The organism is Roseibium limicola, assembly GCF_017313085.1.
GTDB lineage: Bacteria > Pseudomonadota > Alphaproteobacteria > Rhizobiales > Stappiaceae > Roseibium > Roseibium limicola.
In genome coordinates this window covers 497,086-518,331 of sequence record NZ_JAFLNF010000002.1, presented here as the reverse complement: position 1 = coordinate 518,331, position 21,246 = coordinate 497,086, and the positions used below count along the sequence as shown (strand labels likewise).

Genomic DNA, 21,246 nt, shown 5'->3' with positions numbered 1-21,246 from the left:
AAGCCGCTCTCACTTGTGAGGGCGGTTTTCCGTTTTCTAGGGAGACAAGGCGGGCTCGAGACAAGCCGCTCTTTATTTCATGCTGTTGAGAACCGCCTTGGCCGCGCTGAGCAGGTGGCGGCGGAGCGCCTTTTCCGTGGCACGGGGATTGCGCTCTAGAATTGCCCCAACGATGGCCTCATGCTCTTCGTTGGAACGCTTCATGCGCTCGGCGGCCTTAAGCTGGGATTTGCGGAAGGGGGCGAGTTTCAAGCGAAGGCCGTTGGCCACCTCCAGAAGTTCCGCATTGTGAGCGCCTTCAAAAATCCGGGTGTGGAAAATGGTGTTGGCGGTTTCATAGTCTTCCTGGGAGCCCAGGTTGGCCATGTCCCCCATCGACTGATGCAGTTCTTCCAGCGCGGCGCGTTCGCTCATGGTCATCCGTTCGGCGGCAAAGCGTCCGCAGGTGGCTTCGATCTCTCCCATTGTCTCAAACAGCATGTCGATTCGCTCCCGCGTGATCTGCGTGACGATCACGCCGCGAAATGGAACCCGCTCGGCCAGCGATCGGCTGGCAAGCAACTGTAGCGCTTCGCGGACCGGCGTGCGCGAGGCGCCGAACCTGTCGGCCAGTGCCTGTTCGTCAAGCTTCGATCCGGAAGCCAATGTTCCTGCAATGATTTCTGCTTCAAGCGTATCGGCGATGACAGCCGATTGAAGACGTTTTGGCGGGCAGGTGGCGGCGTTTTCGGATGCGGGCATGATGGGTGCGATGGTCTTTGCGAACTTGAAGGAAGGCTTGCGGGTTTTACGGCTGCGTGCTTCCACGTGTTTGGGGAAGTCGATTGGTTCAATTTCATCAAGTTCGTCCGGCCTCCGCAAGGTCTAAACAGTTCCGAGCTGGTTTTTCCGTCTCAGGCCTTTGATCCGCATCAGAGGCGCTTATGTAAGGCAGGGAAAGCTGGAGGTGGCCTGCTCCACTGTGCGGGTCGTACATCTCAGCTCATAAAATTACAGGAGACTTCTTCATGAAAATTACCTGGTACGGCCACGCTGCCTACAAGATCGAACTGAAGGACGCTTCAATCCTGATCGATCCGTTTCTGACCGGAAACCCAAGTTTTCCGGGCGACCTCAGCGTTGACATGGTGACCGAGGGTGTCACCCATGTGATCCTGACCCACGGCCACGACGACCACATTGGCGACAGTATCGATATTCTGAAGAAGACCGGAGCGCTTCTGACGGCGAATGCGGAAATCTGTGGCTGGGCGTCGTCCAAGGGCGTGGAAAACCTCAATCCGATGAACTCGGGCGGGTTTGTCGACCTTGGCGCGTTCAAGGTTGCGCTGACGGTGGCGCATCATTCGTCGTCCACCAGCTCTGATGGCGGCATCACCTATCTGGGAAATCCCCACGGGATCATCATTGATGCGCCGGGGGAAAAGACTTTCTACCATATGGGCGACACGGATATCTTCTCCGACATGGGGCTGATCAATGAGATCTATGCGCCTAAAATCGGTGTTGTCCCCATCGGCGATCGGTTCACCATGGGCGGAAAGATTGCGGCACTCGCCTGCCGACGGTTCTTTGAGTTTGAGACGATCCTACCTTGCCACTTCGGATCGTTTCCAATTGTCGACCAGACCGCAGATCTCTTCATTGCCGAGTTGGGAGATCAAGGGAACCGGGTGAATGTGCCTGTTCCGGGTGTGACATTCGAAGCCTGACGTGGGTTCATCTGCAGAACGCAAAAAGCTCGCCATGTGGCGGGCTTTTTAATTGGAAGCGGGAGCGGCAATCTCAAGGCGCGGTGTTACTGCCGTCATGCTCGGGCGGGTCCCAAGCATCCAGGCTTTCTTGAGTTGGGGAAGACTGGATCCTCGGCACATGGCCGAGGATGACGCTTGCGACCTATTTCCCAGCCCTCTTGTTTGGCAGGTTCGGGCTGGGCGCCCGGCGCAATCTTGTTACCGAATGATTGGCTCTTTCAGGTCTTCCGGCTTTTCGCCCTTGATGATTTCCCAGTTGAGGTCTGCGTTGCTGATCAGCTCGCTGGTATTGGCCTCGAAGCGCTTCTGAACAGGGCGGGAATTGTTGAGGTAGAGCTTGCCGTTTACGATCTTCCATGCATCCGGAATGACAGGGATCTTGAAGCCCATGGACGCACCGAAGGCGCAATAGCCGCCGTATTGAGGAGCGTATTTGGCGGGGTTGGCCTTGAAGGTGTCGCGATTTTCAGCGGATGCAAACTTCCAGGTCACGCCATCATACTCAGCCGTGAAGTCGGTGGAGCCTGCAACCGGCTTGCCTTCGGTGAAATAGGCAACCGGATCGGTGCCGCCGATGGCTGCGCCGTCCTTTACGAAGGTGGTGATTTCATCAGCCTGGGCTGCTGTCATGCCGGGGAAGGCGAGCGGCGTGGCAAACACTGCGAGGGCGAGGGCGAGTGTGCCAAGCTTGAAGTTCTTCATCTCTCGAGGTTCCCAAGTGGTTTGATTTCAAAAGTCCGCCGCGTGACGTCGGGCGGGTCGATCTTGATAGTGCTTTCACTTAGCAAAAAATACCAATCAAGCCTTATCACGGCTCTGGCACAGACGCGCGAGGCGGATCCTTGGGGGGCGTCAAGCCGAGGACCAGCTGGATGGCTGAGTCGATATCGCGAGCTTCAATCCGGATGCCGCGCGTCAGAAGCCGAAAATAGATAAGCCCCAGCAGCAAGTCGATGCGGGTTTCCATGTCGGTTTCGAACGGCGTGGCAATGAGAATCTGCCGCATATGCAGACGGCGCTCGTCTTCTGCCTCTGCCAAAACGGCTCGCAAATGCGCATCGTCGCGGAGTGGGATAACCGAACGCAGAGCCTCGCCAAGCGGCGTTTCCTGCATGGCCTCAACCAGATGGGTGAGACAGACTTTCAGGTCCTGCGCCACGCTACCGCGCTGGGGTGGAGCTGGGGGGGAAGCGGCAAGCCCGGCTTTCAAGGCATCCGCGACCAGACGTGCCTTGTCCTTCCAACGTCGGTATATGGCCTGCTTGCTGGTTTGTGAACGCCGGGAGATGTTCGAGATAGTCGTTTTTTCGTAAGAGGTTGAGGCGATTTCCTGCAAGGTTGAATCAAGTATTCTGCGTGTCAATTCAGGGTCTTGCGGGCGGCCACGTTCCTGGGGTTCGTAACTTTTGACCGGTGCGTCGGCTTGGCGAGTGGAACGAGGAGATACGGGCACAGCGATATTATCCGGTTATCAGTGGTACCGATAATTGCGGAAATGTTGTTCCTCGACAAGCTTGGAGCTTGTCTGAGAGGCCGTTCGGTGAAAAACCGGTGTAACTAGGGGTCGACTCCGGCCCGATAGACGCATTCAACGACAGGAAGAAAACATGTCCGTCGATACCGCAACGGTAAAGCGCGTGGCCGGTCTGGCCCGCATCAAGATCGATGACGCTCAGGCTGAGCGCATGACCGGAGAACTCAATGCCATTCTCGGATTCGTCGAGCAGCTCGATGAAGTTGATGTTTCCGGCGTCGAACCGCTGACCTCGGTGGTTGAGCAGACCATGAAGAAGCGCGCGGACGGCGTGACGGATGGCGGCAAGGCGGATGATATCACCGCCAATGCGCCGATGTCGGAAGACAACTTCTTCATGGTGCCGAAGGTCGTCGAATAAGCCTTTGTCTGTGCCCTGCCCGTCTTTCAACTGATGGGCGAGACCTCAATTCGGGCCACGACGGCCGATCGAAAGAATCTGATCTCATGAGTGAACTCACCAATCTGACCATCGCGGATGCCCGCGACAAGCTGAAGTCCAAGGACATTACCTCAAGCGAGCTGACCGAGGCTTTCCTCTCCAACATCGAAGCGGCCAATGCCTCGATCAACGCTTATGTCGCGGTCACCGCAGACAAGGCGCGGGAGATGGCAAAGGCGTCTGACGAGAAGCTTTCCAAGAGAGAAGGCGGCGCGCTGGAAGGCATTCCACTGGGCATCAAGGACCTGTTCGCCACCCAAGGCGTGCACACTCAGGCCTGTTCGCATATTCTCGATGGTTTCAAGCCGCGCTACGAGAGCACTGTGACTGCCAACCTGTGGGCCGATGGCGCAGTCATGTTGGGCAAGCTCAACATGGATGAGTTCGCGATGGGCTCTTCCAACGAGACGTCCTACTATGGCAACGTCATCAACCCGTGGCGCAAGTCCGGCTCTAACGAAGGATTGGTTCCAGGGGGGTCTTCTGGTGGCTCTGCTGCGGCCGTGGCAGCGCGCATGTGCATGGGCGCGACGGCAACCGACACCGGCGGCTCCATCCGTCAGCCTGCCGCGTTGACAGGGACTGTCGGCATCAAGCCAACCTATGGCCGCTGTTCGCGTTGGGGCACGATTGCCTTCGCCTCGTCTCTCGATCAGGCTGGCCCGATTACACAGACCGTGCGGGACAGCGCAATTCTGCTGAAGTCGATGGCTTCGGTTGACGCTAAGGACACGACCTCGGTCGATATCGAGGTGCCGGATTACGAAGCGGCCATTGGCAAGTCGGTCAAGGGACTGAAGATCGGCATTCCGGCGGAATACCGTGTCGATGGAATGTCCGAAGAGGTTGATGCACTTTGGCAGAAGGGCATCCAGTGGCTGAAGGATGCCGGTGCCGAGATCGTCGATATCACCCTGCCGCACACCAAATATGCTCTGCCAGCCTATTATATCGTGGCACCGGCCGAGGCGTCTTCTAACCTCGCCCGCTACGATGGTGTGCGCTACGGTCTGCGGGTTCCGGGCAAGGACATTGCGGATATGTATGAACGCACCCGCGCTGAAGGCTTCGGCGAAGAGGTGAGACGCCGTATTCTGACCGGAACCTATGTTCTGTCTGCCGGCTATTACGATGCCTACTATCTGAAGGCTCAGAAAGTCCGCAGCCTCATCAAGCGGGATTTCGATCTCGCCTGGGCCAATGGTGTGGACGCGATCCTTACACCTGCGACACCTTCAGCCGCCTTCGCCATCGGCGACAAGGAAATGCATTCCGATCCGGTCAAGATGTACCTGCAGGACGTCTTTACAGTCACAGTCAACATGGCGGGCCTTCCAGGCATTTCCGTGCCTGCGGGGCTGTCCAGTGACGGATTGCCGCTTGGGCTGCAGTTGATCGGCAAGCCGTTCGACGAAAGCACGCTGTTTCAGCTCGGTTCCGTCATCGAGGAAGCTGCCGGTTCCTTTGAGCCAACGGCCTGGTGGGGCTGAGCCAAAAGGCCTGATGGTTTATCTGTGATCCTCGGCCATGTGCCGGGGATCGACACGGCCTGCAAGCAACTGCCTCATTCCTGCCTGCGCAGGGGTGGCGGATCCCCGGTATTGATGTCTTCACTATCGGCACACACCTAAAACCTCAGAGCCTCGCATGCATGACATCGAAACCCTTGTGATCGGCGCCGGCGTCGTCGGGCTGGCCATTGCCCGGGCGCTGGCACTGTCTGGCCGTGAGGTGATGGTTCTGGAGCGGCATGAGCTGATCGGCTCGGAAACGTCGGCCCGTAATTCGGAAGTCATTCACGCCGGGATCTATTATCCGAAAGACAGCTTGAAGGCGCGCGCCTGCGTCGCCGGCAAGGCGATGCTTTATGATTTCTGCGAGGCCCACGGCGTAGGGCATGAGCGGATAGGCAAGCTGATTGTCGCCAGCTCGCAGGCTCAGGTCGCCGAACTGGAAGGCATTCGCCAGAAGGCAGCAGCGAACGGAGTGGATGATCTGCGTTTTCTGTCTGGCGAAGAAGCATTGGCGCTGGAACCGGCTCTTTCCTGTGAAGCAGCGCTTTTGTCACCCTCGACCGGCATCATTGACACTCATGGCTATATGCTTGCTCTGCAGGGGGAACTGGAAGCCAACGGTGGGCAGGTGGTGCTGAATACGGAGGTTGCAAGCATCACCGCGTTGCCGGGCGAGGGCTATCAGCTGACGACTGCCGGTGATGAGGGTTTTGCAATTTCGGCTAAAGAAGTCGTCATTGCTGCTGGTCATGGCGCCCCTGGACTGGCGGCTTGTCTGCCGGACATCGTCCCACCGCATGGCTATTTTGCCAAAGGCAGCTATTTCAAGTTGTCGGGCAAGGCGCCGTTTTCTCGGCTGATCTATCCAGTGCCCGAGCCCGGTGGGCTGGGCGTACATCTGACCCTCGACCTGCAGCATCAGGCGCGGTTTGGCCCGGATGTGGAATGGCTTGAGAGTGCCGAATATGGCGCGCTTGACTACCGGGTCGATCCGGCGCGGGGCGGTGCGTTTTATGCCGCGATCCGACGTTATTGGCCTGATCTGGTAGATGGCGCATTGACCGATGACTATTCCGGTGTGCGTCCCAAGATCTCCGGACCTGGCGAGGCAGCTGCGGATTTCCGGATAGACGGACCGCGTTCGCATGGTCGTGAGGGATTGGTTGCCTTGTATGGCATCGAGTCCCCCGGACTGACCGGCTCGCTCGCATTGGCCGATTTGGTGGTAGGGCAGCTATAGGCTGCTCGCCAAAATATTCCGCATCGCAAACTCATGAAATCCGGCTAACCTGGTCAGGTCACCGTTTTTCTCTGGATGACTGGAGATACGTTTGAGCGGATTTCGGAATGCTTTGCAGCTTATGTCACTGGCACAATTGCGTAATTTTATTGAGAAGTCGATCTGATGTATTAACCATCAGAAAAATATTTCTATCTTTTGCCACGGTTCGGTCCGAGGAAAGCCACGGATCTCCGATCAAAATTGCTGCAAGACGGTAACTCGCAGGGAACTCATGCAAATCTCCCGCGTTGGGAGGTTTGTCGGCACGATGACCGATTTGTGTTCTGTGTGCCAGCGATCGTGTTTTGACCCTCGTCACGCCATTTTCGATGCTGCAGAGATTGCAAATCGTGTCCGTCCCCTTCGGCTACCAAGCCAGATTTGAAAGAAGATTTCGCACGTGATCAGTCGCCGTTTATTCCTTGCTTCGACAGCTGCCGGTTTCTGGAGCCTGCTCCCGAATGGTGCGTTTCATCCCCTGGCTGCTCATGCGGCTTCGGAAACTGATGCCTCTGATGCTGCCGGGGCAGTTGCAACCGAACTTCCGTCGTTCACCTTCGAGGCTTTGGTGGAGACGATGCAGGCACGGGCAGGCGAACCCTACGCACCCTATGACAAGCCTCTGCCGGAAGCGCTTGCAAACCTCGACTATGATCATCATCGCCTGATCAAATTCCGCCGTGACCGCTCGCTCTGGAGCAACACCGCTGCGGACTATCAGCTTCAGGCGTTCCATCCGGGCTGGCTCTTCAAGGAGCCGGTGGAGGTGTTCGAGATCATCGACGGCCATGCCAAGCCAGTGACGTTCTCCGGAGCAGATTTTGAGTACCTTGGTGCTTTGTCTGACAAGGGACTGGAAAAGATGGAGCTGCCGGGTGCAGCCGGCATTCGTCTGCTTTATCCGCTCAACACGCCAGATAATCTGGACGAGCTGATTGTCTTTCTCGGCGCAAGTTATTTCCGCGCGCTGGGCAAGGGCAACACATATGGTCTGTCTGCACGTGGGTTGGCAGTGAACACAGCAGCTGGCGGAGCCGAGGAATTTCCACGCTTCAGCCGGTTCTATCTGCGGCGCCCTGAAGAAGGCCAGCAGGAGATGCTGCTGTGGGCAGAGCTCGATAGTCCGAGCGTGACGGGCGCATTCCAGTTCCGAATCCTGCCCGATATCAATACGCAGGTAGAAGTCGATGCACGGCTTTTCGTGCGGAATGATATTGAGCGTCTGGGCATTGCTCCGCTGACATCCATGTATCTGTTCGGCGAAAACGACCGGACTGGCTTTGATGATTATCGGCCAGAAGTTCACGATAGCGATGGATTGCTGATCCTGCGGGAGGACGGCGAGCGCCTTTGGCGTCCGCTGCGCAATCCGTCCAATCTCGGTCTGTCGTTCCTTGGCGAAAGCAACCCACAAGGGTTTGGCCTTCTGCAGCGGGACCGCAAGTTTGATGACTATCAGGATACTGAGGCGCTTTACCACAAGCGGCCCTCGCTGTGGATCGAACCGATGGGTGATTGGGGGCAGGGCAGCGTGATGCTGGCCGAAATCCCGTCGCAGCTGGAAGTTCACGATAATATCGTTGCCTTCTGGGTGCCGGAGGCGAAGGCCGAAGCCGGGTCTTCATTCCGCTTTGCCTACCGCATGACCTGGGGCGCTGAGCCGGAGCCGGGAACGGAAAAGGCGCAAGTGGTGGCTACCCGCACCGGCCATGGTGGCGCTTCTGGACTGGCTGAGACAAAGGCGACCGTTCGCAAGTTCGTGGTCGAGTTTGCCGGTGAGCAGCTGGCGAAGATCGGCGCCGAGGAACCCCTGAGTGCGATACTTTCGATTCAGAACGGCGAACAAAAAACTGACCACCTCCAGAAACTCGAAGGGGGGGGATGGCGTTATGTATTTGACGTGCAACGAAACAACGCTGATCAGCCTGTTGAAATGCACCTGGTCTTGAAGCTGAACGATAAAATTCTCACTGAAAGATGGATGTATCAATGGACCGCGAACACTTGAGCGATATCGCCCCACTCGTGACCCCGGCTCATTCCGAGGGTCTCCCGGGACTTCCCAATTTTCCACTTACTATGCCGGATCATGACCTGGCAGCGATACCCTTGCATAAGACGGTTTCTGTTTCCTGGTTCCGTCAGGCGCTGAGCGGCGTGTTCGGTGCGCCGTCCCATGTTTTACCCGTCAGGGTCGAGCAGGGCTCGGCATCGCTTGAGCACTGAGGTCAGGCAGCTTCATGAGATTTCGGTTTCGATCATTCGAACGCAACGAGCGAACGCAGGCAGTGCCTGAGGCGGGCAAGGAAGGACCTTACCGGGTTCATTTCCGTCGGGCGGGGGCTTTGCTTCTGACCGCCACGCTGACTGTTGCGGCGGTGGTCATGTTCGGATCGATCGTTCAATCTGACGGTTATGACTGGCTGGATGTTCCGCGCGTTGCCCTGATCGCAATCGCCGGGTTCTGGCTGGCATGGGGCACCTGCACAGCTGTGCTCGGCGTCCTGTTTGATCCAGACCCCAGACGTCGGACTGAGGATATTTCCGCCTGCCGCACCGCGATCCTGATGCCGGTCTATAATGAAAGTGCCGAGCCGGTGATGGCGCGGCTGGAAACCATGATCCGCCAGCTCACAGACAGTGACTCCGCGAGCGGATTTGAGGTTTTCCTGTTGTCTGATTCCACTCGGCCTGAAGCCGTGGTCGCGGAGCAGGCGGCCTTTGCCCGGTTGCAGCAACGCGTCGGAGATCTGCTGCCGCTCTACTATCGTCATCGTGAGAAGAACAGTGGTCGCAAGGCGGGTAATATCGCCGATTTCGTTCGTCGGTCTGGCGGCGGCTATGATTTCATGCTGGTTCTGGATGCCGACAGTCTGATGCGTGGCGAAACGATCATCGAGATGGTACGCCGGATGGCGGCCGAACCGCAGATGGGCTTGCTGCAGAGCCTACCGCAGACGATCGGCATGAAAACGCTGTTTGGACGCCTTCTGCAGTTTTCGTCGTTTCTTTATGGTCCAAGCTTTGCGCGCGGCGTTGCTGCCCTTCAGGGCACGGCAGGACCCTTCTGGGGGCATAATGCGCTGATCCGAGTGGAAGCTTTTGCCCGATCTTGTGGCATGCAGCCGCTGAAAGGCCGTCCACCGTTCGGTGGTCATGTTCTTAGTCACGATACGGTTGAAGCGGCCCTCTTGGCCCGCGACGGTTGGCTGGTGCGTCTTGATCCGGATCTGACTGGGTCTTACGAAGAAGCGCCGCCCAATCTGATCGAATACGCCAAGCGTGACCGACGCTGGTGCCAGGGGAACCTGCAACACGCACGCGTTCTGACAGCGCCTCGGCTGAAGCTGTGGAGCCGGGCGATGATCGTGCAGGGGATCTTTTCTTATCTTGGATCTCCGGTGTGGTTGCTGTTTTTGCTGTCCACGCTGGCGGCCCCGCTCTTCGCCATGGCTCCAGTCTACTTTGACGAGCGGGTGCCTTTTCCAATCTTTCCACATCCGGAGACGTCCAAGGCTCTGGCGCTGCTCTTCGGGGTTGTCGTCTTGTTGATTGTGCCGAAAGCAAGCTTGCTTGTGAGGGTGATCCTGCAGGGTCAGGCGAAGCGATTCGGCTCGATCCTGCGGGTAACGTTGAGTGCGATTATAGAGTTGTTTCTGACGTCGCTTTTCGCACCTGTGCATATGATGTTTCAGACGCGATCTGTTTTGCAGGTCATGATGGGCGCCGACGGCGGCTGGCCGGCGAGCGCGCGAGAAGATGGCGGGCTGAGCTTCCTTGCCAGCTTCAAGGCAAGCTGGTGGATGGCTTTCGGTGGGATTGCGGCTCTTGCATATTGTTATGAAGCCTCGCCGGACTTGCTGCCTTGGCTGATGCCGGTGGCAATTCCCCTCGCAGTGGCGCCACTGCTGGTATGGATGAGCGGTTCGCTGTTCATTGGGCAGAAGATGACGCAGGCCGGAGTGTTTCTCACTCCAATCGAAGTCGACGGAGACCCTGCGGTGCAGCTGTATCGGCGCCTTTCCGGCGAGGTCTGGACCGGTGAGGGAACGACAGCAGCCGCTGAGCCTTCCCCGTTAAATCCGGCTCTTGCCTGAAACCGCATCGGTTGACCTGGCAGAATATGAATAAAGCCGCTCTTGCTCTTTTTGGGTACGGGCGGCCTTTGTCTTTCTGATCAGCTGCGCTCGGCAGGCCAATAGCCCTTTTCACTCGTGCGGGTGACGGCGAATGTTTCGACATCTTCCGAACCGCAGCGTGCGCAGGTCAGGGTTTTCGCGATGGCTTCAACAGGGGTAGAAGGCGCAAAGCGGCCATGGTTGAGATATCGAAACCTGCCGCAGTAATTGCAGTTCAGTCCCAGGCGCTTTTCTTCGGCCAGAAGGGTTTTGATATTCAAGTCTGATTTCATGAGAAATACACTGTAGTATGCGTGGTTTTAGAGAAATATATTCTTGAAATCACAGTTTTGTAGGCCTTTCGGGTATTCGTATGTCTCTATATTTCCAGCCTATATTTCAGCCTTCCAAAGTAAATACTTACTTCGTTGAAAAATCCAGGTCAAATGTCGGAAAGTGGCTCGCCTTTGGTTTTGAGCCCGGTTAAAGAGGTCGCATGATGATGCTATCAGACACTTGGATCGACCTTTTCACCCTGGCAGGGCTGCTCAACCCGCTTTCGCTATTGGCGGGAGCATATATGGGCTGGCACGCCGATCAGCCGGCCAAGATTGCTCTGGCCGGCTTTGCCGGAGCGACGCTGTCCTTGTTGGTGGAAACTGCCTGGGGCCTGATCGGTCTTCCGACAATTATACCGCATGATGCGGGTGCCCTTGCCATGTTCCCGTTCCGGTTCATCGGAGCGGTGATCGTCGCGTTGATCGCCTACAGGATTGCCGCTGCCAAACGGGCCTGAGGCCACCGCAGCTAGTTCTTTTTCCAGGACGCAAACAGCGTTCGGTTGAGACATATTTCCGGCGCCATTCCGGTTCCCTCCGGGTGCTCGTCCAGCCACCTGGCACAGGCTTCGGCGTTCTTGCAGTTCATGCAGTTGCCCGATGCTGTTCTCAGGCCCCTTGCAAGACTGTGCCCCTGTTGTTCCGGGTCCATGGCGTCGATGGTTTCCAACATGCGGCCCATGAGGGCGGCACGTTCATTCATCCTGTCGATCCATCCCATAAAGATGTACTCCGCTGCAGTTCGGTTTGATCCAATCTGAGCCCTCCGCCAAGCACACTGCTCGAAACGGGCTGTGTGTGCGTTGAGGGAGGTCAAAAGCGTTGCGTTTTGCGGCTGATTTGATTTGCCTTAACGACCTCGGAAAGCAGTTCTCACTTCTCGACGCGAATCTTTGCTAGACTGTGGGAGACGTTACGGATTTCCCGGGAGTTGAAGTTGGTCGGACCTGTTGTTGCGGTCGCAGCCTCACAGGCGAGCGGCAGCCCGGATACACAGATGAAGTTGACGCCGGGCACGGATGTGGCGGCGAAGGTTACCGCTGTGCGCCCCAATAACGTTTTGACGTTGACGGCCGGGAAACAGACTCTGGATGTGCGCTCCTCGACACCGCTCCCCGTGGGGACCGAAGTGACGATCAAGGTTTCTGAAGGAGCGTCCGGCAATGGAGCGCGGAATGCCGCGCCGCAAATTCAGCTCTTGCCGAAGACACAGACTGCGGAGCAGGTGCCAACGACCCAGCCGCGTCCTGGGCCTACTAACGCAGGTCAGGCGTCGCAAGCTTCTGCTAATGCCTCGCAGCCTCTTCCACCGAGACCTGGCGGCACGACTGCCCAGGGTGGAAATCAAACCCTTTCGGCGCCGCTGGTTCACCCTTCTGCGCTTGGGTCGCCAGAAGCTCTGACCCGACAACTTGTTGCTGCCCTTGCAACGCAACGACCTGAACCTGCTCATGTGGGGCAGAATTCGCAAGCGCCTCAATCCTCTCAGACGCCTCAGGCCACACCGGCCGCTCAACCCGTCGCGACCGGAACGCAAGCGCCTGCTGGCAATGCGGTTGGGACACTCGTTCAGGTGCCAGCGCAGCAGCAACCTTCTGCGCCAACTGGAGGGAAAGTTGCACAAGGTGATCCAACGTCTGCTCCACAAGGTGCGCGCGTTGCTGCTCAAACAACGCAGGCCCAAGCGCCGCCTCAGGGCGCGCCGCAGTCTTTGCCAAACGTCGGAACGGCTGCGCCGGGCCCTGGCGCTTCTGCTCTTGCATCACAAACCAGTGCGATCAGCTCAGCAACGCAAGCTGCAGGACCTGCCGTACCGCCTTCAGGCCTCCCCCCGGCAGAGGCAGCTCCGTCCGCGCAAGCGGCGGGGGCTGCGGTACAAGGCAGCGTCGGCAGCACGGTGAGCGGGCAGGTTCCAGCCGCAACGACTGCGTTGCCTTCTGGCGGAGCTGGCACACCCAGTGTTGCCGGCAATCCTGCTGCAGCCACGCAGCAAGCGGGAACTCTTCCAGGCGCTCCGACAGAAGGTCAAACCACGGGACAGCTTACTCAGCAATCATCATCGCCGTTGGCCGCTGGTGGGGCGGGTGCCGGAAGTGCTGCGCACCCCATAACAGCCGGGAAGGCGGTGGACCCGCAGGGGCCTGGCGGCCTTCAAGCATCAACCGGACATCCAAGGTCTATCTCAGGCAATGTTGCTGCACCGCTTCCCCAGTCTGCGGCGACAAGTCCTTTGCCGTCTTCAGGTGGTGCGGCTCCGCAGCCGGCCCTGTCTAACGTCGGTCAAACACAGGTGCCATCAGGGGCGGCTATACCCGCTACGACGACGGGTCAGGTCGGTGGTGGCGCCGCCTCGCCGATCCAGCCAGGAGCTCCAGGTCTGGCGAACGCGAGCGCTACAACTTCAGCGCCTGGGATGCAGCCGGGAGCAACCGGGCCTGTGGGCGGACAAACTGTTTACTCTCCGGCTGGTGGTGCGCCGATCTCACCGCAAACATTAAACGCCTATGCTTCAGGCTCACTCCTGAGTGGGCAAGGACAGTCGGGGACAGCGAGTTTGCCTTCTGGCCAAGCCGGAGCCATGGGCTCAGGTGGATCTGCGTCGACTTTAACGAGCAGCCCCCAAGGCAGTGCAATTCAGAGTTCTGTTATTCCTCCCCAGTTGCAGGCAAACGCAGACAAATTGGCTGAGGGGCTGACCAAGCAGCAAAGCTCCCTGTCTGGTGTCTTTGCCCAGGCTGCTGCCCTTCAGGTCGCTGTTTCTCAAGGAGCGGTCAATGTATCGCCACCCGTACGACAGGTCTTGCAGCAGTTGCTTGGCCTTAGGCTTGGCGGATCTGAAGCTGGCAGCGTCACAGGAGAAGATTTGCAGAAAGCTGTCGGACAAACTGGTCTTGCGTCCAACACCGGGCAGGCAGCTGCCACAGGCGGGGGAGGCGGAGATGTGAAGTCGCTTCTCATGCAGCTTAAAAATCTTCTTCAGGACGAGGGTATCGAGACCAAAGCCCCGCGCCCCCTGTCACAGCCTGTGTTGCCCAGTCTGACTGCCCTGCCAAAAGGGCAGATCCAGCAGAGCCTGCAGCAGTTGATTGCCAATATCACCGGTGGGGTGCAAGGCGGCTCCAAGGCGGGAGCTGCGGGCGGCACAGCCGCACAACACTCTGATCTGAGCAAGCAAGCGCTGGAAGGGCTGGCGAAGGAAGCCGACAGTGCGTTGGCTCGCATCCGGGCGACCCAGATGGTGACACGTGGGCTCTTGAGCGATGACAGCACCCAGATGACCAGCAGAACGCCGATGGATGTGGTCATGGAGCTTCCCCTGACACTGGGGCAGGAGACGGCGATCATGCAGATGCAGATTGGACGGGACCGGGATGCGCAAGATGAGGGAGACGATGCCGGAAATGCCTGGCGGCTTCGCTTTGCCGTCGACACCATCCAGACCGGCACGGTGGAAGCTTCGGTCGCGCTGCGCAAGGACGGTACCTACATCTCCCTCTGGCTGGAGCGGCCAGATACGTATGACAGCCTTTTCGCGGAACGGACCCAGCTGGAGGCGACTTTTGCGAATGCCGGCATGGATCTGCAGGAGCTTCGATTCATCCGTGGCCTGCCGGCTGCGTCAAAAGCTCGAGCCGGTGCGAGGGTGAACAAGCAGTCATGAGCAAAGAGCCGAAGAAAACCGCTGACAAACTTGCGATAGCGCTTTCCTACGACAAGCAGAGTGCGCCCATCGTGACGGCGAAGGGGCGCGGGCATGTCGCCGAGAGAATTGAAGATCTGGCCCGCGAGGCCGGTGTACCGATCGAGGAAGACCCGATCATGGCCCAGGCGCTGCAACAGATCGAGATCGACGAGGAAATTCCGATGGAGCTGTATCAGGCCGTGGCGGTTTTGATCGGCTTCATCCTCAAGACAGGAAAAGCGCAAAACCCGCCGGAAACCTGATGGTTTTTAGCTTTAGTATCTTTCGATTTGTGGCACTTTGTCGGTGATCTGGTAGTAGTCGCCCTTGTCTTTGACGAAGATGTGTTTGCCGAGCTCTAGGCCGGTTGGCAGGTCCAGACTGCCGGCGGCGATACCAATGCCGTCTTCATCGTTCATGCGGTAAAACAGGCTTGAACCACAGAATTTGCAAAAACCGCGTTTGGCAAAGTCGGATGATTGGTACCATTCAAGGCCGGTGTCAGCAGTAAATTTCAGGTCCTTGAACGGAGCGTGTGTGCTGGCCCAAAGATGACCGCTTGTGCGCCGGCATTGACTGCAATGGCAGACCGTAACCGTCTCCCTAACAGCTTGCACCTCAAACATAACTTTGCCGCAGTCGCATCGGCCGTTGATCATCGGTTCATCTCGCAAAAAGTGTCTGACGGGATTAAGTTCAGGGATGATAGCGGAGAAATAGTAGGTCTAAAATCGTGGCGCGGTGTTTTCTGCAGTGAAGTGGCGGGTCTTGTGCGCAAGAGCCGTCGAAAGGTCACGAAACTCTTGCGAGATCCAGAATTCCCGATTAGGCAAGGGCCTGAGACATTCTATGGGCTGGACACCCTCCATCTGGCCATTTAACTGGCTTTGCGGTTTCCGGACCAAATAAGAACAGGATTTTAGACGCATGACGACGATTGTCGAGGCACGCACCCCCGATCCGAAGAAATTCCTCAAAGGGGCGACTGGCGACTGGGAAATCGTGATTGGCATGGAAGTGCACGCTCAGGTCACCTCCGAGGCCAAACTTTTCTCAGGCGCGTCGACCGAATTCGGCAAGGATCCGAACGACAATGTGAGCCTTGTCGATGCGGCCATGCCTGGCATGCTGCCCGTCATCAACGAGGAGTGCGTGCGTCAGGCGATCCGCACCGGTCTCGGTCTGAAGGCGGCGATCAACCTGAAGTCCGTTTTCGATCGGAAGAACTATTTCTATCCGGATTTGCCTCAGGGCTATCAGATTTCTCAGTTTCAGCAGCCGATTGTCGGCGAAGGTATCGTCATCCTCGACATGCCGGACGAGCGTGTGGAAGTTGGCGTCGAGCGACTGCATCTGGAGCAGGATGCGGGCAAGTCCCTACATGACCAGCATCCCTCGATGTCCTTCGTCGACCTGAACCGTTCTGGCGTTGCGCTGATGGAGATCGTTTCCAAGCCGGATATCCGCTCATCTGACGAAGCCAAGGCCTATCTGACGAAGCTGCGGATCATCCTGCGGTATCTCGGGACCTGCGACGGCAACATGGATCAAGGCTCGATGCGTGCGGACGTCAATGTCTCGGTGCGTCGTCCGGGGGAGGGCTTCGGTACGCGCTGCGAGATCAAGAACGTCAACTCGATCCGCTTCGTTGGTCAGGCCATCGAATATGAAGCTCGACGCCAAATGGCGATCCTGGAAGATGGTGGATCCATCGATCAGGAAACCCGTCTGTTCGACTCGGTGAAGGGCGAGACCCGTTCGATGCGCTCAAAGGAAGAAGCGCACGATTACCGCTATTTCCCGGATCCTGATCTTCTGCCGCTGGAGTTCACGCAAGCCTTTGTCGACGAAATGGCGAAGGATTTGCCGGAACTACCGGATGAGAAGAAGAACCGCTTCATCACCGATTTCGGTCTGTCGCCTTATGACGCCGACATTTTGGTTGCGGAAAAGAAGTCCGCCGATTTCTTTGAAAAGATCGCTGATGGCCGCGATGCAAAGCTTGCTGCGAACTGGCTGATCAACGAACTGTTCGGTCGCCTGAACAAGGAAGGCCTGCCGCTTGAGCAGTCGCCGATCTCCGCCGATCAGCTTGGCAAGATCATCGACCTGATCAAGGCAAATGTGATTTCCGGCAAGATCGCCAAGGATCTGTTCGAGATCATCTGGACCGAAGGTGGTGATCCGGAGCAGGTCGTTGAGGATCGCGGCATGAAGCAGGTCACGGATCTGGGGGCTATTGAGGCAATCGTCGACGAGATCCTGGCAGCCAACGGTCCGAAAGCTGAGCAGGCCAAGGAAAAGCCGGGCCTGTTGGGCTGGTTTGTTGGGCAGGTGATGAAAGCTTCGAAGGGCAAGGCCAATCCTCAGGCGGTCAGCGACATGCTGAAGCAGAAGATCGGTATCGAATAAGCCGGTTTGGTCCAAGCGGCCTTTGCCGAATGCGAACACGAAAGCCCTGTGGATGACCGCGGGGCTTTTTTGTGTCTGTTCGCTCGCTGTAATCGAATGATCTTTGATTTCTCGAAATCGATCGAAACCCAGAATACCTGGCTGGTGCTGGAAGGGGGCATCAGCGTGGCGTTGGCCTGGCCGGCTTCCTGTTTCTGACGCTCTCCTATCTGTGCTCGCCCTTGCTAGATTGGGGTGAAGACCGGCAACATGGATCTGCTGCAGTGGGGCAATGTTTTTGTGCTGCGCAAGAGGTTGAATGAAAAGCCGAACGAGTTCTCCTAGACGTAGCTTCAGACAGAGCGGCCACAGCTGCGGGCATTTTGACACGCACCTGAGTTTCCTGCTGAAAAAACGGCGTGCAAACGTATGCCTCTTTTTGTTTCTTCGTGAGCGTTTTGAAGACCGGGCACTTGCGAAGGACCAAAGAATCTATAAGTGACTTTAAGCATGAATGCTTCACCTCAACACTTCGCAACTAGAGCGAGGCCAGCCTATGCAACGCCGCTTGGTGTCTGGTTGGTGGTCGTCGCTTGGGGGGGCGCGCACCTTCTGTTGAGAGCGCTGGCGTCGCCGGTTCTCGGCACGGACGATATGTTCGAAAATGTTCTCGTGCAGACTTTGCAGCCGGGCTACGTACTTCGTCAGCCACCGCTTTATGAGTGGTTGCTCTGGAGCGTTCAGCAGCTCACCGGCCCGACCATCTGGTCGTTTCTGCTGCTGAAGTATGGCCTCATTTCGCTCAGTGCCCTGTTTCTGTTTCTGCTGGCGCGGCGTACACTTGGGGACGCCCGACTGGCGGCCCTATGCACGTTTTCCTATTCCCTGTTCTTTCAATTCGGCTGGAACCTGCATGAAGGGGTCACTCACACGGTGATCCTGGTCACGGCATGTTCGGCGACGGCTCTGACGTTTGTCTGGGCGTTGGAACGGGACAAGCGTGTTGCCTATGCGGCCTTTGGGCTGGCGGTCGGGGCAGGGCTTCTCGCCAAGCATTCCTTTCCGTTGTTTCTTCTGGGATTGCTCCTGGCTGCTATCAGCCTTGCTGAATTCCGACGTCGTTTGCGGCCTGCGTACCTGCTCCTGTCGTTGACTGTCGCCGTTGTCGTCTATGCGCCGTATCTCTACTGGATGGTTTCCGGAGGCCAGACGCTGATTGCGTCAGCTGCGGACACGATGGGGGTTACGGGGCAGCAGGTCTCCCATCTTTTGAGAGCCAGCAAGGGCCTTGGATTTCTAGGTGTGTCGCTTGTCGGGTTCTCCGTTCCCTTGCTGCCCGCCGTGGTGCTGGTTTTCTGGCGTCGTTACAGGCAGATTTTTAGGCCTACCGAGGCAGACGGTCAGGTCCGTGCACCACTGGGAGGTGTCGCCCGTTTGTTGGGTCGTACGGTTCTGGTAGTGATCGGGCTGACTGCCGTTCTGATTGTGATTAGCGGTGCAACCTATGTGAAAGAGCGGCATATGCATCCGTTGCTCTTGCTGTTGCCGATCGTTCTGTTCGCCGATCTTCAACGGTTTGACTGGAGGGGAGCGTTTGGGCCTTCCTGCCGCCGCTTTGCAGCGGTCATTCTGGCTGTGGTGGCGATTGCCTTTATCGCTCGGGTGCCAGGGTTGCTGGCGCCGGACCGGATCTCTTGCGGTGGCAAGTGTCGCCAGATGAAGCCCTATGCGGATCTGCAGAAACCTCTGGCTGCCATGGGCGCCGAGGACGGAATTCTTATCGGAACCGATGATTACACTGCAGGGAACCTGCGGGTGCTTTTTCCCAAGGCCGTCGTGCGGGATTCCGAATGGGCGGCGTCGCTTTGGGCCCCGGTTCCAAAAAGCGGTGAGCGCACATGCCTGCTTGTCTGGGAAGAAGGCGAGACAAGCCCCGAAACTTCAGCGGAAGAGCGTTTCAGTGAGGTGTTTGGTCATCTTGATGTCGGAGCGCAGGGTGAGGGCGGTCCTGCACTGTATTTGACCGGCGCCTGGCCGCATTTGTTAAAGCCACGGGGGTGGCGAACAACCTGGTGGGGTGTCAAGCGCCTGCCGCCTCAGGCGGCTCTTTGCTCATAGTCGAGCCAGGAGGTTCTCTCGGTCCAGCAAGGCCTGGTGCAAGGTCTGGGACAGGGAATTCATATCGCAAGGTTTTTGCAGGAAGTCGCCATCCGGATGGCGGCGCGCATCATTGACGAAGCCAGTATAGCCGGACATGTAGACAATCTTCAGATCTGGCTGAATTTCGCGGGCTGCCAGCGCCAGTTCGAAGCCGTTCATCCCTCCTGGCATCATGATGTCCGTCAGCATCAGCGCGATGTCCTGATGCTTGGCCATTTCCGCCAGAGCCAGCTCGCCATTGAGAGCTGGTACAGGAACATATTCCATCAGGCGGAGAGACTCCACTACGGACTGGAGCAGGTCTGGCTCGTCCTCCACCACCAGAACCTTGGCGTTGTGGCCCTTGATCCAGTCCTGCCTGTCTTCGAGCTTGTCGCTTGAAACCTGCGTGCCGCTATCGCTGATGGCTGGCAATGTCAGGCGCACAGATGTTCCGGTATTTTTCTGCGAATACAGTTTGACGTTGCCTTCCGCCTGTTTGGCAAAGCCATAGACCGTCGACAGTCCCAGACCTGTTCCGGAGGTGTTGGAGCGGGTGGTGAAAAAGGGGTCGAAGGCGCGCGCCTGTACGGCTTCGGTCATGCCGGGACCATCATCTGTCACGGAGAATTCGACGAGTTTCCCCGGGTGGCTGAGTGCATCGCAGAGGCGGTAGGCAACAGTTATTTGGCTGCCTTTTCCCGTTTCCAGAATAGCGTCGCGGGCGTTCAGGATGAGGTTGAGTAGGGCATTTTCCAGTTGGGCTGCATCGCAGTGGACGTGGAGGTCCTCCGGAGCCTTTTCCCAAAGCAGTTCGACTTGTCGGCCGACTGTGCTTTCTGCCAGTTCTTTCAGACTCTCCAAAAGCTCGCTAACGCGCACGTCGCTTTCGGTCATTGGTTGACGGCGTGCAAAGGCAAGGAGGCGCCAGGCGAGCTGGGCACCGCGTTGGGTCGAGCTTTCGATGATGCCGAGCAATTTCAGCATCTGTGGATCGTCTGTCAGCCTGTGGGCAACCTGGACAGAAGGAAGAATGGAGGCCAGGACATTATTGAAGTCATGGGCGATCCCACCGGTTAGCTGGCCGAGCGCGTCCAGACGCTCTGAGCGTTCCCGTTGCTGACGGGTCGCTTCCTCACTGGTGATGTCACGCATAGCGATTAGGAAACGGTTGCCGTCAGTTCCGTCTAGCGGAATGCTGGTGAGTTGCACATATTTCAGCGGCTTGTCGCCGCCCGGGTAAAGCGCATAAAGCTCATTATCGTGGAACTTCCCTTCGCGCGCTTGCTTAAGAGGGTCTTCGACCTCTCCCAGGTTTTCGCGTTCAGCAAAGACAGGCTCCAAGTTGAAGGGGGCGGGAAGCTCTATCGCGGGAGCATCAAACAGCCTCTGAGCTGCTGCGTTGAAGACATGGAGTTGATTTTCGAGATCCAGGACAAGGCAGGCCGTGTTGGCGTTTTCCAGCATTGTAGCCATCATGATGCCGAGGTCACGGGCGCGCATCTCGCGCTCCATCAGGTCGGTGATATCTATGAAGCTGCCCATGAACTGGGTGCAGCGCCCAGCTGCGTTTCGGGTGAACACCGCATCGCGGGACTGGCACCAGATCCAATGACCTTCCTTGTGACGAAATCGATACCGGATTTCGATTGCCCGCCCTTCGGCGTTGTTGACCACTTCGTCGATATGGTTGAAAACGGCTTCGCGTTCGCTGGGATGAAACAGTTCGCCAAATTCTTCGGATGACATCGCGTTGAGGTCGTCAATGCGATAGCCTGTGATTTCCAGGTATCGCTCATTGATATAGACGTTGGTCTGCAGATCGAGATCATAGACGTAGATGCCGTCAATCGACATGCTCGCCACTTTTCTCAGGAAAACTGTGTCCGCCATTCTCTCACCATCAGCCTTGGGAGGGTCGCTTCCGAGATCTTTCCGCTGCCCACGGTCTCATCATCTTCCTGCATCAGGAGCGCACGACTAGAACTTAGAATCATGGCTTATTTGATTGCAAAGTCTAGCTGCATCTTCACCCGCGAGATTGAATAAGGA

At 57.5% G+C, this 21,246-nt stretch carries 19 protein-coding genes; 11 read left to right on the top strand and 8 right to left on the bottom strand.

All coding sequences use genetic code 11. From position 1 onward, the window contains the following. Window positions 1-72: 72 nt before the first annotated feature. Entirely contained in the window at window positions 73-861 is a 789-nt protein-coding gene (locus J0X15_RS05815; protein WP_231710300.1) for a GntR family transcriptional regulator, read from the bottom strand. Between the two features lie 146 nt (window positions 862-1,007). Between J0X15_RS05815 and J0X15_RS05810 the strand changes: the two genes are divergently transcribed. Continuing rightward, window positions 1,008-1,712, top strand: coding sequence for a metal-dependent hydrolase (locus J0X15_RS05810; protein ID WP_206938872.1), 705 nt, complete (start codon window positions 1,008-1,010; stop codon window positions 1,710-1,712). 240 nt (window positions 1,713-1,952) lie between these two features. On the opposite strand, the gene J0X15_RS05805 is transcribed toward J0X15_RS05810, so the two are convergent. Continuing rightward, window positions 1,953-2,456 carry a YHS domain-containing (seleno)protein gene (locus tag J0X15_RS05805; protein ID WP_206938870.1) on the bottom strand — a complete coding sequence of 168 codons (504 nt, stop codon included), beginning with the start codon at window positions 2,454-2,456 and terminating at the stop codon, window positions 1,953-1,955. A gap of 106 nt (window positions 2,457-2,562) precedes the next feature. After that, on the bottom strand, window positions 2,563-3,117 hold the full coding sequence (locus tag J0X15_RS05800; RefSeq protein WP_206938868.1) for a TetR/AcrR family transcriptional regulator: 555 nt from the start codon (window positions 3,115-3,117) through the stop codon (window positions 2,563-2,565). 244 nt (window positions 3,118-3,361) lie between these two features. Between J0X15_RS05800 and gatC the strand changes: the two genes are divergently transcribed. The 5 genes from gatC to mdoH all read left to right on the top strand — a co-directional run bounded on the left by gatC (window position 3,362) and on the right by mdoH (window position 10,623). Then, entirely contained in the window at window positions 3,362-3,649 is a 288-nt protein-coding gene (gene gatC / locus J0X15_RS05795; protein WP_206938866.1) for an Asp-tRNA(Asn)/Glu-tRNA(Gln) amidotransferase subunit GatC, read from the top strand. Between the two features lie 86 nt (window positions 3,650-3,735). Continuing rightward, complete coding sequence (gatA, locus tag J0X15_RS05790) at window positions 3,736-5,220, top strand: Asp-tRNA(Asn)/Glu-tRNA(Gln) amidotransferase subunit GatA (protein WP_206938865.1); 1,485 nt, start codon at window positions 3,736-3,738, stop codon at window positions 5,218-5,220. Between the two features lie 157 nt (window positions 5,221-5,377). After that, window positions 5,378-6,484, top strand: coding sequence for an NAD(P)/FAD-dependent oxidoreductase (locus J0X15_RS05785; protein WP_206938864.1), 1,107 nt, complete (start codon window positions 5,378-5,380; stop codon window positions 6,482-6,484). 442 nt (window positions 6,485-6,926) lie between these two features. After that, complete coding sequence (locus J0X15_RS05780) at window positions 6,927-8,534, top strand: glucan biosynthesis protein (RefSeq protein WP_206938863.1); 1,608 nt, start codon at window positions 6,927-6,929, stop codon at window positions 8,532-8,534. Between the two features lie 232 nt (window positions 8,535-8,766). Beyond that, window positions 8,767-10,623, top strand: coding sequence for a glucans biosynthesis glucosyltransferase MdoH (gene mdoH, locus J0X15_RS05775; RefSeq protein WP_206938862.1), 1,857 nt, complete (start codon window positions 8,767-8,769; stop codon window positions 10,621-10,623). 80 nt (window positions 10,624-10,703) lie between these two features. Here the strand turns inward: mdoH and J0X15_RS05770 are convergent, their stop codons facing one another. Beyond that, the gene (locus J0X15_RS05770; protein ID WP_206938861.1) at window positions 10,704-10,925 is read right to left on the bottom strand and encodes a hypothetical protein; all 222 of its coding nucleotides are present in this window, start codon (window positions 10,923-10,925) and stop codon (window positions 10,704-10,706) included. A gap of 215 nt (window positions 10,926-11,140) precedes the next feature. On the opposite strand from J0X15_RS05770, the gene J0X15_RS05765 reads away from it, so the two are divergent. Beyond that, a complete protein-coding gene (locus J0X15_RS05765; protein WP_206938860.1) occupies window positions 11,141-11,440 on the top strand; it encodes a phosphatidylglycerophosphatase in 300 nt (99 codons plus the stop codon). A gap of 11 nt (window positions 11,441-11,451) precedes the next feature. Here J0X15_RS05765 and J0X15_RS05760 read toward each other — a convergent pair whose 3' ends face one another. Continuing rightward, window positions 11,452-11,685 carry a DUF6455 family protein gene (locus J0X15_RS05760; RefSeq protein ID WP_209015106.1) on the bottom strand — a complete coding sequence of 78 codons (234 nt, stop codon included), beginning with the start codon at window positions 11,683-11,685 and terminating at the stop codon, window positions 11,452-11,454. A 583-nt stretch (window positions 11,686-12,268) separates the two neighbouring features. Continuing rightward, the gene (locus tag J0X15_RS05755; protein WP_206938858.1) at window positions 12,269-12,604 is read right to left on the bottom strand and encodes a hypothetical protein; all 336 of its coding nucleotides are present in this window, start codon (window positions 12,602-12,604) and stop codon (window positions 12,269-12,271) included. Between the two features lie 1,058 nt (window positions 12,605-13,662). Between J0X15_RS05755 and fliK the strand changes: the two genes are divergently transcribed. Together fliK and J0X15_RS05745 are read left to right on the top strand one after the other, a co-directional pair. Continuing rightward, the gene (gene fliK / locus J0X15_RS05750; RefSeq protein ID WP_206938857.1) at window positions 13,663-14,643 is read left to right on the top strand and encodes a flagellar hook-length control protein FliK; all 981 of its coding nucleotides are present in this window, start codon (window positions 13,663-13,665) and stop codon (window positions 14,641-14,643) included. After that, entirely contained in the window at window positions 14,640-14,927 is a 288-nt protein-coding gene (locus J0X15_RS05745) for an EscU/YscU/HrcU family type III secretion system export apparatus switch protein (protein ID WP_206938856.1), read from the top strand. The genes fliK and J0X15_RS05745 overlap by 4 nt, the downstream gene beginning before the upstream one ends. 12 nt (window positions 14,928-14,939) lie before the next feature. On the opposite strand, the gene J0X15_RS05740 is transcribed toward J0X15_RS05745, so the two are convergent. Further along, window positions 14,940-15,323: a GFA family protein gene (locus J0X15_RS05740; protein ID WP_206938855.1), complete on the bottom strand. Its 384-nt coding sequence runs from the start codon at window positions 15,321-15,323 to the stop codon at window positions 14,940-14,942. A gap of 268 nt (window positions 15,324-15,591) precedes the next feature. Between J0X15_RS05740 and gatB the strand changes: the two genes are divergently transcribed. After that, window positions 15,592-17,076 carry an Asp-tRNA(Asn)/Glu-tRNA(Gln) amidotransferase subunit GatB gene (gatB, locus tag J0X15_RS05735; protein WP_206938854.1) on the top strand — a complete coding sequence of 495 codons (1,485 nt, stop codon included), beginning with the start codon at window positions 15,592-15,594 and terminating at the stop codon, window positions 17,074-17,076. Between the two features lie 489 nt (window positions 17,077-17,565). Then, entirely contained in the window at window positions 17,566-19,173 is a 1,608-nt protein-coding gene (locus tag J0X15_RS05730; RefSeq protein WP_206938853.1) for an ArnT family glycosyltransferase, read from the top strand. On the opposite strand, the gene J0X15_RS05725 is transcribed toward J0X15_RS05730, so the two are convergent. Next, complete coding sequence (locus J0X15_RS05725; protein ID WP_206938852.1) at window positions 19,168-21,087, bottom strand: hybrid sensor histidine kinase/response regulator; 1,920 nt, start codon at window positions 21,085-21,087, stop codon at window positions 19,168-19,170. The genes J0X15_RS05730 and J0X15_RS05725 overlap by 6 nt on opposite strands. Window positions 21,088-21,246: the final 159 nt, after the last annotated feature.

Bases quoted from the DNA above. Each gene is read 5' to 3' on its own strand.
- J0X15_RS05730 (WP_206938853.1), top strand. From the start codon at position 17,566: ATGAATGCTTCACCTCAACACTTCGCAACTAGAGCGAGGCCAGCCTAT.
- J0X15_RS05745 (WP_206938856.1), top strand. From the start codon at position 14,640: ATGAGCAAAGAGCCGAAGAAAACCGCTGACAAACTTGCGATAGCGCTT.
- J0X15_RS05765 (WP_206938860.1), top strand. From the start codon at position 11,141: ATGATGATGCTATCAGACACTTGGATCGACCTTTTCACCCTGGCAGGG.
- J0X15_RS05805 (WP_206938870.1), bottom strand. From the start codon at position 2,456: ATGAAGAACTTCAAGCTTGGCACACTCGCCCTCGCCCTCGCAGTGTTT.
- gatB (WP_206938854.1), top strand. From the start codon at position 15,592: ATGACGACGATTGTCGAGGCACGCACCCCCGATCCGAAGAAATTCCTC.
- J0X15_RS05760 (WP_209015106.1), bottom strand. From the start codon at position 11,685: ATGAATGAACGTGCCGCCCTCATGGGCCGCATGTTGGAAACCATCGAC.
- J0X15_RS05785 (WP_206938864.1), top strand. From the start codon at position 5,378: ATGCATGACATCGAAACCCTTGTGATCGGCGCCGGCGTCGTCGGGCTG.
- J0X15_RS05725 (WP_206938852.1), bottom strand. From the start codon at position 21,087: ATGGCGGACACAGTTTTCCTGAGAAAAGTGGCGAGCATGTCGATTGAC.
- gatC (WP_206938866.1), top strand. From the start codon at position 3,362: ATGTCCGTCGATACCGCAACGGTAAAGCGCGTGGCCGGTCTGGCCCGC.
- J0X15_RS05810 (WP_206938872.1), top strand. From the start codon at position 1,008: ATGAAAATTACCTGGTACGGCCACGCTGCCTACAAGATCGAACTGAAG.
- gatA (WP_206938865.1), top strand. From the start codon at position 3,736: ATGAGTGAACTCACCAATCTGACCATCGCGGATGCCCGCGACAAGCTG.
- mdoH (WP_206938862.1), top strand. From the start codon at position 8,767: ATGAGATTTCGGTTTCGATCATTCGAACGCAACGAGCGAACGCAGGCA.
- J0X15_RS05740 (WP_206938855.1), bottom strand. From the start codon at position 15,323: ATGATCAACGGCCGATGCGACTGCGGCAAAGTTATGTTTGAGGTGCAA.